Source organism: Rhizobiaceae bacterium (assembly GCA_023953845.1).
In the GTDB taxonomy this organism is placed as follows: domain Bacteria; phylum Pseudomonadota; class Alphaproteobacteria; order Rhizobiales; family Rhizobiaceae; genus Arvimicrobium.
In genome coordinates this window covers 4,221,589-4,234,506 of sequence record JAMLJC010000001.1, presented here as the reverse complement: position 1 = coordinate 4,234,506, position 12,918 = coordinate 4,221,589, and the positions used below count along the sequence as shown (strand labels likewise).

The 12,918-nt window shown below is 62.6% G+C and carries 14 protein-coding genes; 5 read left to right on the top strand and 9 right to left on the bottom strand.

All coding sequences use genetic code 11. The annotated features are described in order from the left end of the window. Nucleotides 1–50 precede the first annotated feature (50 nt). The 7 genes from tgt to coaD all read right to left on the bottom strand — a co-directional run bounded on the left by tgt (nucleotide 51) and on the right by coaD (nucleotide 4,803). Complete coding sequence (gene tgt / locus M9955_20940; protein ID MCO5084110.1) at nucleotides 51–1,181, bottom strand: tRNA guanosine(34) transglycosylase Tgt; 1,131 nt, start codon at nucleotides 1,179–1,181, stop codon at nucleotides 51–53. Continuing rightward, a complete protein-coding gene (gene queA / locus M9955_20935; protein MCO5084109.1) occupies nucleotides 1,181–2,263 on the bottom strand; it encodes a tRNA preQ1(34) S-adenosylmethionine ribosyltransferase-isomerase QueA in 1,083 nt (360 codons plus the stop codon). Before queA ends, tgt begins: the two co-directional genes overlap by 1 nt. Next, a complete protein-coding gene (locus M9955_20930; GenBank protein MCO5084108.1) occupies nucleotides 2,260–2,667 on the bottom strand; it encodes a hypothetical protein in 408 nt (135 codons plus the stop codon). Before M9955_20930 ends, queA begins: the two co-directional genes overlap by 4 nt. A 30-nt stretch (nucleotides 2,668–2,697) precedes the next feature. Beyond that, complete coding sequence (locus tag M9955_20925; GenBank protein ID MCO5084107.1) at nucleotides 2,698–3,147, bottom strand: DMT family transporter; 450 nt, start codon at nucleotides 3,145–3,147, stop codon at nucleotides 2,698–2,700. A 13-nt stretch (nucleotides 3,148–3,160) separates the two neighbouring features. Beyond that, entirely contained in the window at nucleotides 3,161–3,679 is a 519-nt protein-coding gene (locus M9955_20920; GenBank protein MCO5084106.1) for a peptidylprolyl isomerase, read from the bottom strand. 23 nt (nucleotides 3,680–3,702) lie between these two features. Next, nucleotides 3,703–4,197, bottom strand: coding sequence for a peptidylprolyl isomerase (locus M9955_20915; GenBank protein MCO5084105.1), 495 nt, complete (start codon nucleotides 4,195–4,197; stop codon nucleotides 3,703–3,705). Between the two features lie 99 nt (nucleotides 4,198–4,296). Next, nucleotides 4,297–4,803 (bottom strand): pantetheine-phosphate adenylyltransferase, encoded by a 507-nt coding sequence (coaD, locus tag M9955_20910; GenBank protein ID MCO5084104.1) that lies wholly within the window; start codon nucleotides 4,801–4,803, stop codon nucleotides 4,297–4,299. A gap of 153 nt (nucleotides 4,804–4,956) precedes the next feature. On the opposite strand from coaD, the gene M9955_20905 reads away from it, so the two are divergent. Further along, nucleotides 4,957–5,121, top strand: coding sequence for a hypothetical protein (locus M9955_20905; GenBank protein ID MCO5084103.1), 165 nt, complete (start codon nucleotides 4,957–4,959; stop codon nucleotides 5,119–5,121). A 19-nt stretch (nucleotides 5,122–5,140) separates the two neighbouring features. Here the strand turns inward: M9955_20905 and gyrA are convergent, their stop codons facing one another. Continuing rightward, nucleotides 5,141–7,885 (bottom strand): DNA gyrase subunit A, encoded by a 2,745-nt coding sequence (gyrA, locus tag M9955_20900; GenBank protein MCO5084102.1) that lies wholly within the window; start codon nucleotides 7,883–7,885, stop codon nucleotides 5,141–5,143. 253 nt (nucleotides 7,886–8,138) lie between these two features. Here gyrA and M9955_20895 point away from each other — a divergent pair, with 253 nt between their 5' ends. From M9955_20895 to M9955_20880, 4 genes are all read left to right on the top strand, one after another. Continuing rightward, complete coding sequence (locus tag M9955_20895; GenBank protein ID MCO5084101.1) at nucleotides 8,139–8,768, top strand: MarC family protein; 630 nt, start codon at nucleotides 8,139–8,141, stop codon at nucleotides 8,766–8,768. Between the two features lie 8 nt (nucleotides 8,769–8,776). Further along, on the top strand, nucleotides 8,777–9,244 hold the full coding sequence (locus M9955_20890; protein MCO5084100.1) for a hypothetical protein: 468 nt from the start codon (nucleotides 8,777–8,779) through the stop codon (nucleotides 9,242–9,244). Beyond that, a complete protein-coding gene (locus M9955_20885) occupies nucleotides 9,241–9,651 on the top strand; it encodes a VOC family protein (protein MCO5084099.1) in 411 nt (136 codons plus the stop codon). Before M9955_20890 ends, M9955_20885 begins: the two co-directional genes overlap by 4 nt. A 471-nt stretch (nucleotides 9,652–10,122) precedes the next feature. Continuing rightward, nucleotides 10,123–12,504, top strand: a complete 2,382-nt coding sequence (locus M9955_20880) for a hypothetical protein (GenBank protein ID MCO5084098.1) — start codon at nucleotides 10,123–10,125, stop codon at nucleotides 12,502–12,504. 65 nt (nucleotides 12,505–12,569) lie between these two features. On the opposite strand, the gene M9955_20875 is transcribed toward M9955_20880, so the two are convergent. Beyond that, nucleotides 12,570–12,833, bottom strand: coding sequence for a helix-turn-helix domain-containing protein (locus M9955_20875; GenBank protein ID MCO5084097.1), 264 nt, complete (start codon nucleotides 12,831–12,833; stop codon nucleotides 12,570–12,572). Nucleotides 12,834–12,918: the final 85 nt, after the last annotated feature.

Sequence of the window (12,918 nt, the reverse complement as noted above, 5' to 3'; positions counted from 1 at the left end):
CCTGCCCGCCTAGATGGAAGAGGAATCGGGAAAATGAAAGGCTGCGCGGTTCAAATCGGCGGCAGATCGCCCCGCGCCCAGCCTTCCGAAATTGCGGCCGCGCGGTCGGCGAAGGCGCTGGCCTCGATCGCGTCGCGCAAATCCTGCATCAGGCGCTGGTAGTAGGCGAGATTGTTCCAGGTCAGCAGCATGGCGCCCAGCGATTCCTGCGACTTCACCAGATGATGCAGATAGGCGCGCGAATAGTCGCGTGCGGCGGGACAGTCGCTTTCCTCGTCCAGCGGCCGGGGATCGTCGGCATGGCGGGCGTTGCGCAGATTGACCTTGCCGCGCCGCGTGTAGGCGAGGCCGTGCCGCCCTGCCCGCGTCGGCATCACGCAGTCGAACATGTCGATGCCCCGCGCCACGGACTTCACGATGTCGTCCGGCGTGCCGACGCCCATGAGATAGCGCGGCTTCTTCTCCGGCAGTTCCGGACAGGTGACGTCCAGCATGTCGAGCATCACCGCCTGCGGTTCGCCCACCGCCAGACCGCCGACGGCGTAGCCCTTGAGGTTCATGGCGGCGAGCGCCTGCGCGGATTTCACCCGCAGCGAGGCGATGTCGCCACCCTGCACGATGCCGAACATCGCCTTGCCGGGCTGGTCGCCAAACGCCGTCTTGCAGCGGTCCGCCCAGCGCAGGGAAAGCTCCATGGCGCGCTCGATCTCCTCCGGCCTGGCCGGCAACGCCGTGCATTCGTCGAGCTGCATCTGGATGTCGGAATCGAGCAGGCCCTGGATTTCGATCGAGCGCTCCGGCGTCATCTCGTAGGGCGCACCATCGATGTGGGAGCGGAAGGTGACACCCTTTTCCGTGAGCTTGCGCAGTTGCGACAGCGACATGACCTGAAAGCCACCGGAGTCCGTCAGGATCGGCCAGGGCCAGCGCGCGAATTCGTGCAGCCCGCCGAGGCGCGCCACACGCTCCGCGCCCGGGCGCAGCATCAGGTGGTAGGTGTTGCCGAGAATGATGTCGGAGCCGAGGTCGCGGACCTGATCCAGATACATCGCCTTGACCGTGCCGCCGGTGCCGACCGGCATGAAAGCCGGCGTGCGCACCGTTCCGCGCGGCATGGTGATCTCACCGCGCCGCGCCTTGCCATCCGTGGCGATCAGGCGGAAGGAGAACTGCTCGCTCATCAAATCTCCGCTTCCGCGCGAAACAACAGGCTTCCGTCACCATAAGAGTAGAAGCGGTAGCCGGTTTCGATCGCATGCCTGTAGGCCTCGCGCATGCGGGACATGCCCGCAAATGCCGAAACCAGCATGAACAGCGTCGAGCGCGGCAGGTGGAAATTGGTCATCAGCACGTCCACCAGCCTGAAGCGGTAGCCCGGCGTGACGAAGATGTCGGTCGATCCCGACCACGGCTCCAGCCGCCCATCCTCCGCCGCCGCGCTTTCGAGAAGCCGAAGCGACGTCGTGCCTACCGCGACGACACGGTTGCCGCGCGTCTTCGCGGCGTTGATCGCCTCGGCGACATCACGCGAAATCTCGCCTGTCTCGGCATGCATCTTGTGGTCGGCCGTATCGTCCGTCTTCACCGGCAGGAAGGTGCCGGCGCCGACATGCAGCGTCACGAAACGGCGCTCGATGCCCCGGGCGTCCAGCGCCGCGAAGAGCTCTGGCGTGAAATGCAGGCCGGCGGTAGGGGCGGCGACGGCGCCCTCCTCGCGCGCGTAGACCGTCTGGTAGTCGGTACGGTCGCGCTCGTCTTCCGGACGCTTCGAGGCGATGTAGGGCGGCAGCGGAATGTGGCCGACCGCGTGCAGTGCCTCGTCGAGAAAGGCGCCGGACATCTCGAAGCCGAGCAGGATCTCGCCGGAATCGCGTTTCTCCAGCACGTCGGCGTCGAGCTTGCCGAGAAAACACACTTCGCCGCCATGCCCGAAACGGATGCGGTCGCCCACCTTCAGCCGTTTCGCCGGGCGGACGAAGGCCAGCCATCGGTCCGGCGCGACCCGCATGTGCAGCGTTGCTTCGATTGCCGCAGCGTTCTCGCCGCGATGACGCATACCGTTTAGTTGCGCCGGTATCACCTTGGTATCGTTGAAGACGAGGAGATCGCCCGGCGACAGAAGTTCAGGCAGATCGCGAACGATGCGGTCGGCAAACGCCTCTCCGGGCCGCACGACGAGCAGTCGCGCTGCATCGCGCGGCTCGGCGGGGCGCAGGGCTATCCGATCCTCGGGCAATTCGAAGTCGAAGAGGTCAACCTTCATCGCGGCTCGGAGCAATTGACCACGAACGCACCATGGTCCTTCCATGTGAAGACGCCGCCTACCACCGACTGGTCGCCCTCCGTCGCCTTGAACACCCGCAACCGGCCGATGATACTCGCCACATTGTCGTCAGTGATATCGACCAGCAGATGGTTCTCGTCCTCGAAGGCCTGGCCAACGACAATGGGGATTCCCGGCCAGCTCTCGGGCGTGGAAGACCACTCCTTGTCGCCGATCGTTATCACGGCGCGTGCAATGCTCAGCACGTCGAGATGGCCGACAAGGAGATCGATGCCGACACCCTCGCCTCCACAGGAGATCTCTCCCGTCGCATACGCCTCGGTCGTCAATGCGACCGTCGACGCGGCAAGGATACCAGCGCAAAGCCCCATCCATTCACGCATTCCGGCGTTCTCCCTGATCTGCCCCCGCGCTCAATAGAGCCGGATGAGCAGCGCTCCCGCAAGCAGCAGCGCAGCACCCGCGATGCGCCCGAAGGAAATCTCGCGCACCGCCATATCGAGGAAGCCGATGCGGTCGAGCAGCATGCCGGCGATCAGCTGGCCTGCGACGAGAAACGCCATCAGCGCCGCCGCGCCGATCCTCGGGACGAGGAAGATCGAGATCGTGACATAGGTCGCACCCAGCACGCCGCCCGTGACGAAGGTCCACGGAGCCGGGGCGCGCCAGTCGAGCGTGATGCCCTGCGTCCGCAGCATGACGAGCGTCACGATGCCAAGCACCACCGCGCCGGACAGGAAGGAGAGCCCGGCTGCCGCGACCGGCAGACCGAGACTGCGCGAAAGCTGCGCGTTGATGGGCGCCTGCAAGGCGAGGAACGCGCCCGACATGATGCCGAGCAGAGACCAGATGAACCCCGCCATGTGCGCCGTCGCCTCAGGCCGCCTTGACGTCGGCGGCGACCTTCATCGACACGATCTGGTCGGGGTCCTTCACCGGCTCGCCGCGCTTGATCTTGTCGACATTGTCCATGCCTTCGATCACCTGACCCCAGACCGAATACTGGCGATTCAGGAAGCCGGCATCCTCGAAGCAGATGAAGAACTGCGAGTTAGCCGAATTCGGGTTCTGCGCGCGCGCCATCGAGCACGTGCCGCGGCCGTGATTCATATTGGAGAACTCGGCCTTGAGGTCGGGCTTGCTGGAACCGCCCATGCCGGCCCGCGACGGATTGAAATCCTTGCCGCCGGTCTTGCCGAACTTCACGTCGCCGGTCTGCGCCATGAAGCCGTCGATGACGCGGTGGAAAACGACGCCGTCATAGGCGCCTTCACGCGCCAGTTCCTTGATGCGGGCTACATGTCCGGGAGCCAGGTCCGGGAACAGTTCGATGACGACCTTGCCCTTGGTCGTCTCCATGATGATCGCGTTTTCCGGGTCCTTGATCTCGGCCATGCCAGTTTCCTTTCGATTGTCGTTTACTTGCCGTCGGCCGCGATGCGCACCTTGATCATGCGATCAGGGTCGACGACCACGCCGTTCATGTTGGGATCGCCGCGCTTGATCTTGTCGACGGCATCCATGCCGCTTTCGACCTTGCCGACCACTGTATACTGGCCGTCGAGCCCCGGATTTGGCGCGAACATGATGAAGAATTGCGAATTCGCGGAGTCGGGGTCCTGCGCCCGGGCCATGCCGACCGTGCCGCGTACATAGGGTTCCTGCGAGAACTCCGCCGGCAGGTCCGGCCGGTTCGAGCCGCCAGTGCCTGCGCGATCCGCATTGTAGCCGTCGTTCAGGTCGCCGAACTGCACATCGCCGGTCTGGGCCATGAACCCTTCGATCACGCGGTGAAAGGCGACGTTGTCGTAAGCGCCTTCGCGAACGAGCGCCTTGATCTGCGCGACATGCTGCGGCGCGAGGTCGGGCCGCAGCGCGATCGTGACGTCACCGTCCTTCAGCGTGACGACCATCGTGTTTTCAGGTTCAGCCGCAAACGACTTGCCGCCGGCAAAGGCGGCCACCAGGGCAAACGCAAGAGCAAACTGTCTGAACCGCATGAATGTCTCTCCCTAGAAATGTTTGGGGAATTTCGCTTGCAGCGCGGGCGCGACCACTGCGGGCACGAAAGGCTCGATGTTACCGCCCATGCCGGCGATCTGCCTGACGAGTGTGGCGGTAATGGTTCGCACGGAAGGGCTTGCCGGAAGGAACACGGTCTGCAGTTCCGGCGCCATTGTCTCGTTCATGCCGGCCATCTGCATCTCGTAGTCGAGATCCGTGCCGTCGCGCAGGCCGCGGATCATGATGGAGGCGCCGTGCTTGCGGGCCGCATCGATGACCAGCCCGTCGAAAGCCACCACTTCCACGCGGTCGGCATTCGCGCCCAGTTCCGCGCGGCAGGCCATGCGGATCAGTTCCACACGCTCCTCGAAGCTGAAGAGTGGCGTCTTGCCCGGATGAATGCCGATAGCGGCATATATCAGGTCCGCCACCGCCAGAGACGCCTTGAGCACATCGAGGTGCCCGTTGGTCAGCGGGTCGAAGGAGCCGGCATAGATGGCGATACGATCTGTCATGGCGCTGCTTCTATCGGGCGCGAACCTCAAAGGCAATTCGCCCTGTCGCTCCCGATGAACGGCACATGAACGATGGGCTCAGCGCTCATTCACGCGCACTGGCACAAGGTCGTGAGCACCAGACACGCAACCAAAGTCCGCCGACGCCGTTGCTTGGTGCAGGAGATCACGCCGATGCTGATTTACATGCTCGCTCTCGCCATGACCGTACTGATGCTCATCGCCACCGCGTTCGCGATGTACGATGAGGCGCAGCGTGTCCGGAACGACGAAAACCGGCGCCGTTTCGACGGTTTTGGTGCGTCGCGCTGGCGTTGAAGGCCATCACCGCGGCCTGTTAGCCTGCCGGCGGCTCCGCCATCTCCTCGTCGTCGCCCTGCGGCTCGGAAATCCGCTCGACAGATACGACCTTTTCACCTTCGGCCGTCGAGAAGATCGTCACGCCCTTGGTGGCGCGGCTGGCAATACGGATGTTGCCGACCGGAACACGGATCACCGTGCCACCATCCGAAACCAGCATGATCTGGTCTTCCTGCGCGACCGGGAAGGTCGCGACCAGCTTTCCGATCTCCGCGGTCTTTGAAACGTCCGTGGCCCTGATTCCCTTGCCACCGCGACCGGTCAGCCGGAAATCATAGGAAGAGGACCGCTTGCCGTAGCCGTATTCCGTCACGGTCAATACGAACTGCTCGTGCTGCCTGAGGAATTCGTAGCGCTCGTCGGAAAGCTGCGCCTCCTCGCCCACCTCCTCGTTGGTGAGCGCGATGTCCTCGTCCTCGCCATTGACCGCCCGGCGCTCCGCGACCGAACGCTTGAGATAGGCGGCGCGCTCGGATGCATCGGCATCGACATGCTCGATGATCGTCATCGAGATCGCACGATCGCCGTCGCCCAGCATGATGCCGCGAACACCCTGCGAGCCGCGGCTCTGGAAAACGCGGACGTCGGTGACCGGGAACCGGATGCACTGGCCTCTGTCCGCCGTCAGCAGCACGTCGTCATTCTCCGTGCAGGTCTCGACCGCAAGGATGGCGTCGCCTTCCTCGTCGAACTTCATGGCGATCTTGCCGTTCCGCTTGACGTCGGCGAAGTCGCTCAGCTTGTTGCGACGCACCGTGCCACGCGTGGTGGCGAACATCACGTCCAGCCTGTCCCACTCCGACTCGTCCGGCAGCGGCAGGATGGCCGTGATGCGGTCGCCGCTCTCGATCGGCAGCATGTTGATGAGCGCCTTGCCACGCGATTGCGGTGTGCCGATCGGCAGGCGCCAGACCTTTTCCTTGTAGACGATGCCGCGCGAGGAGAAGAACAGCACCGGCGTATGCGTGTTCGCAACGAAAAGCCGCGTGACGAAATCCGTGTCCTTGGTGGACATGCCGGAACGGCCCTTGCCGCCGCGATTCTGCGCCCGATAGATCGCCAGCGGCACACGCTTGATGTAGCCTTCGTGCGTCACCGTGACGACCATGTCCTCGCGCTGGATCAGGTCCTCGTCGTCCATGTCGGCGCCGCCGTCGATGATCTCGGTGCGGCGCGGATTGCCGAATTCGTCGCGCAGTGCGGCGAGCTCGTCCTTGACGATCTGCTGGATGCGGGCGCGTGACGACAGGATGTCGAGGAATTCGGTGATCTCGGCGCCGATCTTGTTCAACTCGTCGGCGATCTCGTCGCGACCGAGCGCGGTCAGCCGCGCCAGCCTCAGCTCCAGAATGGCCCGGGCCTGCTCTTCCGACAGATTGTAGGTTCCGTCCTCGTTTATGCGGTGACGCGGATCGTCGATCAGCAGGATCAGCGCCTCGACGTCGGCCGCCGGCCAGCGGCGCTCCATCAACTGCTCGCGCGCCGTCGCCGGATCGGGCGCGTGGCGGATCAGACGGATGACCTCGTCGATATTGGCGACGGCGATGGCCAGGCCGACGAGAACGTGGGCGCGTTCGCGCGCCTTCTTCAGCAGGAACTTCGTACGTCGGCCTATGACCTCCTCGCGGAAGGCGACGAAGGCGCGCAACATGTCGAGCAGCGTCAGGACTTCCGGCTTGCCGCCGTTCAGCGCCACCATGTTGGCGCCGAACGAGGTCTGCAGCGGCGTGAAGCGGTAGAGCTGGTTCAGGATGACGTCGGCCACGGCATCGCGCTTCAGCTCGATGACGACGCGATAACCCTGCCGATCGCTCTCATCGCGGATGTCGGAGATGCCCTCGATGCGCTTTTCGCGGACCAGTTCGGCCATCTTCTCGATCATCGACGCCTTGTTCACCTGGAACGGCATCTCGGTGACGATAATGGCTTCGCGCTCGTTGCGGATGGGTTCGATATGCACCTTTCCGCGCATGATGATCGAGCCGCGCCCGGTCGAATACGCCGAATAGATGCCCGAACGGCCGAGGATGACGGCGCCGGTCGGGAAATCCGGACCCGGAATGATCTCCATCAGTTCCGGCAGTTCCATCGCCGGATTGTCGATCAGCGCGATGCAGCCGTTGACGACTTCCGTCAGATTGTGCGGCGGGATGTTGGTCGCCATGCCGACCGCGATGCCGCCCGAGCCGTTGACCAGCAGGTTCGGAAACCTTGCCGGCAGGACCTTCGGCTCGCTGTCAGTGCCGTCGTAATTGTCCTGGAAATCGACCGTTTCCTTGTCGATGTCCTCCAGAAGCTCGTGCGCAAGCTTGGTTAGGCGCGCTTCCGTGTAACGCATCGCCGCCGGCGGATCGTTGTCGATCGAACCGAAATTGCCCTGCCCGTCGACGAGCGGCGCGCGCATGGACCAGTCCTGCGCCATGCGCACGAGGGCGTCGTAGATCGAGGCGTCGCCATGCGGATGGTACTTACCCATCACGTCGGAGACGGGGCGGGCCGATTTCACATGCTTGCGATTCCAGTGATAGCCGCTCTCATGCGAGGCATAGAGGATACGGCGATGCACAGGCTTCAGGCCGTCGCGCACATCGGGCAGCGCGCGGCTGACGATGACGCTCATCGCATAGTCGAGGTAGGACCGCTGCATCTCCTCGATAATGGAGATGGGTTCGATGTCGGAAGGACCGCCGTCAGGGCCGTGCGGAGGTTTCTGGTCTGTCAAAATAGATCACGATCTCAGGGAATCACTGACCTCTTATATAGGAATGCCGTGCTCCGTTCCAATGCTCCCGGCATTTATCCAATGGCAAATTCTCGCGTCATTTCAAATGGATATGCGGTTGCTTCATGACGTCGCGGCAACTTCCCTTGGCGAGAGACGCTTCCGGTCGCAGACAGGACCGAACCATGACGCCACGACCGCTGGCGCCCACGCCCGCTTCGCGCTAGCGTCGAACCAAGCTGGAGGGGCCGAAATGCCAAGCCTGGAAAGCCTTTTCAATGCCTTCGTCACAATTCTGGTGACCATCGATCCGCCGGGGCTGGCTCCGCTTTTCCTGGCGCTGACGCGCGGCATGAACCGCGAGGAGCGCCTGCAGGTCTCGATCCGGGCATCGGTGATCGGCTTCGGCGTGCTCGCCCTTTTCGCGCTCGCGGGCGCCGCGATCCTCGGTGCCTTCGGCATAACGCTGCCCGCATTCCGGGTCGCGGGCGGGCTGCTGCTTTTCTACATCGCCGCCGAAATGGTGTTCGAGAAGCGCAACGACCGCAAGGAAAAGAGCGCCGACACCGCAATCACCAAGGACCATATCCGCGACATCGCCGCCTTTCCGCTCGCCATCCCGCTGATAGCCGGTCCGGGCGCGATTTCGGCGACCGTGCTGCTGTCGAGCAGGATGCCCGGAGCGGCGGGGCAGACATCCCTCCTCGCGATCATCCTGCTTTGCCTGATGCTGACCTATCTGGTCTTCATTCTGGCGGAGCGCATCGACGGCCTGCTTGGAGCCACCGGGCGTTCGATCCTGACGCGGCTTCTTGGTGTGATCCTCGCAGCGCTCGCCGTGCAGTTCGTCGCCGACGGCATCAAGGCGCTGGCGGCAGCCTGATCGAGGCTATGGTCTCGGAACTCAACCAGCACCGGCGGGATTTCTGGCAGTTCTTCGCGGAACGCCTACCGGCGCTCTACGGCCGGATGGTGCGCGGCAACGAGCATTCGCGCTGGCTTTTCGTCGGCCATCGCCCGCTGGTCATCGCCCATTACATCGCCAATCGCGGCGTCGGCCTGTTCGTGCGCGGCCCGACGGGCGAGAAGACATGGCGGACGCGCGAGTATCTCTTTCCCCACCGGGAATTCCTCGCCGGAAGGCTCGACCAGCCAAACCTCAGGCTCGGCAACATGTTCCTGCTGCCGAAAAGCGCGCGGATCGACATGACCGACCGCGTCAACTGGCCGGCCGCCACGGCATGGTTCGCCGAAAATTCGCCGGTCTACGAGGTGATCTTCACGGAATTGCAGGCGACGCGGGAGGACTGGCCCGACGAATTTCCACCGCCGGCTTTTGATGATAACAGCGAAGCATGAAAAAGCCCGCCAAGGTCGATCGATCCGCAACGACGCTGCTCGGCGCAGAGCCCATGGTCTTCGTCACGGATTTCGCCGCCGCGCTCGCCTTCTATACCGATATTCTCGGCTTCGGCGTGGAATTCACCTATGGCGAACCGGCCTTTTACGGCCAGATTCGGCGCGATGCCGCCGTGCTCAACCTGCGCCATGTCGATACAGCGGTGATCGATCCCCGCCGGAGCAAGGAGGAAGACCTGCTTTCAGTCGCGATCGCGGTGTCCGATGCAGACGCGCTTTTCGAAGAGTTCCGGCTTGCCGGCGCACGGTTCCACCAGAAGCCGCGAACGGAGCCATGGGGATCGCGAACTTTCATCGTCCTCGATCCCGACGAAAACCTCATCCTGTTCGCCAGCGAAAGCGTCTGACGGCCAGATAAGCAACTTGGTCAGAACGGAAGGGCGGAACGCTCGGCAGTCAATTTTCTCCCAAGTTCCCAAATTGCAGGCACCATCCGCCGTCTCTCCAATCACTCGATCCCAGAATGTAAATAATTGCCGTCGAATGAGCCCCTTTTGCAAGCAAACTTTACATTTTGCTTCGGTGCCCGGCTACCCGCCTCTTTCAGCATCGTCACAGGGGGATTGGAAACGGTGTGCGACACAGTCGCGCGCCGATTCCAATTCACATGTGGCGATCAAAATTCTGAGGGGCGGAAACTCCGACACCGGTCCCGAATGGGCTCCTGCTTCGCCGCTCTCAAAGCTGAAAATCCTCGGCCGAATATTTTCCACAGGACGCCAACCATTGCGCAGGCCGGCCGGTGACGCCGGGGGCGTTGCCGGCTAGGGATGTGGGCCGGCAACGGCACTGGGTCGTTGTTCTCAGACGAGATGACAATGACCACCAATGCACGGCGGGCGGCATTTCCCCGCATGATCGATCAGTTCCTGCGCCAGCGTGGCGCGTCTGTGCTGCCTCCTCGCGACCTTGAACGGCTGGGCTGCTACCTTCGAGGACTCATCAAGGAGGCAGTCCTGCCGCCACGCGCAGGAGGCCGACCTGATTGGAATGAGATCGCGGTTGCATCCGGCGTGGACGCGGATGCGCTGGCAGCGGCTGGAAGCGTGCTCGAACCTGGCATCGACTCAATCACACGCTTCATCGGACCGAAGGCAAGGAAGCAGAAGCTCGTCCCCTCGCCCGTGAGCGAGAAAAGCGCCCCTCCCCGCGCGAGTGCTGCGAAGCAGCTGTCCTCGACTCGCAGGAGCAGCAGGCCAAGGAAGGCCCGTGCCAAGCCCGGGTCGGCGAACGATAGCTCGCCATCTGCCTCGCCACCACCGCAGCGTCGCAAGCGGGGTACCGCGCCCAGGCCTGTTGTCGAATTTCCGGCCCCGCTTTGGACGGAATGGGAGGAACCAGAGACGTTTCCGGAGGCTTTTAAGCTCCACATAGATCGCCACGGCGACAGCGCCTGGCATCTCCACCGCGCGGTCGTGAAGTCCAACGAACCATTCGACCACAAGACATTCGTAACGTGGATACAAGGGACCAAGGCCCCACGATCCGTGACCAGCTTTGAAATCCTTGGTCGGATCGAGAGACGATACCGATTGCCGGAAGGCTACTTCAAGGCAAAAATCGCCCATCCTGCCCGAGCAGCAACTGGGCATAGGCCAACTGACGTTTCACCGTCGCAGCTTCGTCGAATTGCCTGGCACCTTCCGGACGACTTCGACCGTCGGTCTCCACAGGAGCGGGAGCAAATACTCCAGTGGGTGCAGCACAACATCATCTCCGGAGGAACCGACTACCGACGCTTCCAGGCTCTTGCCCTACGCAATCGCTACGGTGTGCGGTTCCCGGGGGTGCTCGACGGTGCGTCCGGCGCATTGGTCCACGCTGTATTGCGGGAGCCACTCGAATTCGATCCGGGTGACGATGATCTCGAGGGAGCAACCAATGTCGCGCTCGACGCGCCTGCCCGGCTCTGGAACGAGATGGCGGAACTTCTGCAGTTCAAGACAGCGACCCTGACCTCCGTTGGGTTCCAGCGGATTGGGGTGTGGGGAGAAGAAACAGCTGCCCAGAAAGTCGAACATTTCGGGCTCCTGTTCGGCGCTCTCGCAGCGCCAAAGCGCAATGCAGTACGAGGTTACGGCATTCCGCTGGAGGCACTTTCATTTGCCCTGCTGGCCTTTCCATCTGTGTGGGACTGGTACCTAACCTGGCGTGAGAAGCGCCGCGGATTCTACACGGCGTGGGAAGTCGACATGCTGCGCATCGCGCTGGCGTTAACGCGTGCCGAAACGGGCTGGCTTCGTCAGCGACCCGATCTGGCGGCACACTTGCACGCCATTCCCGGCCTAATCTCCAAGACGGAGATCGAGGCTGCGCAAGCTGACTGGAATGCCACCTGCGACATCTGCCAGAAACACTGTGCTGGACGCGTCAAGGAAATCCAGCGGGTGGCGAAGGTTCACCGCGATCCATTCGAGCCGATCATGCCGATTCTCGAGGCTGACAGCCCCGTTGGCGAATACCGAAAGATCCCCGACGAGATCATCAGGACGATGCCGGACGAGCGCCGATATCCGGTATCTGCTGCGGAAGCTGTAAGGTCCTTCCTTATTATCCGCTTCGGCCTGCATACAGGCCTTCGCCAGAAAAATCTCAGACAGTTGCTGCTGTGCCCGAAGGGACGATTGCCAACCTCTGAGCGTCAACTCGAGGACATGAAAGTCGGCGAACTTCGGTGGAGCGAGCGAGAGCACGGATGGGAGGTCTTTATTCCATCAGTGGCGTTCAAGAATGCCAACTCATCCTATTTCGGCGACAAGCCCTTTCGTCTCGTCCTCCCCGATATAGGCGACCTCTACCGATACATTGATGCCTATGTCGGCCGACACCGCATTCGCCTCCTCAAGGGGGCAGATGATCCCGGCACCTTCTTCGTGAAGACGATGAAGGAGAACAGTGTGACGGCAGCCTATGACCAGAACACCTTCTTCGAGGCCTGGCGGCTCATCATCCAGCGCTATGGCATTTACAATCCCTACACCGGGCGCGGCGTGATCAAGGGGTTGTTGCCCCACGGCCCCCACAATGTTCGGGATATCCTGGCAACGCACATCCTGAAGAAGACCGGCTCATACGAACAGGCCAGCTACGCCATCCAGGACACCCCCGACATGGTTGCCAAGCATTACGGTCGTTTCCTGCCGCAGGACAAGGCGGCGCTGGCGGCTCGCATTCTCAATCAGGTGTGGGAGGCTGCCTGAACAGCAGCTGCAGGATTTTTGCGACGCAGCGACTTAGACGGCCCTCTTGGTAACATTTCCAGTTCTCAGAACCTCAATTTGCCCTGTCGAATCAGATCTCGTCGTATCCGCATTCCAGGACCGGACACCCCATCATCAGGGACAAAGGTTACGCCAGCTTTCTCGAAGACCTCTTGGAGCCGGCGGCGTGTTTCGACTCTGACCTTTTCGTCGTTGCGTTCGATGCGCAGGATCGTGTTCTGACTCATGCGCGCGCGCTTCGCCAAGTCGCGTTGGCCAAGGTCGAGGGCGACCCGTGCGGCCCGCAAGAGTTCATTCGGCACATCCATAGTGACTCAGTACTCGGCAACGCTCTGCTCCTCCAGAGCACGCTGTGGAAACCGGGTGTCTCCAATAAACATGGCGTCTACGAAT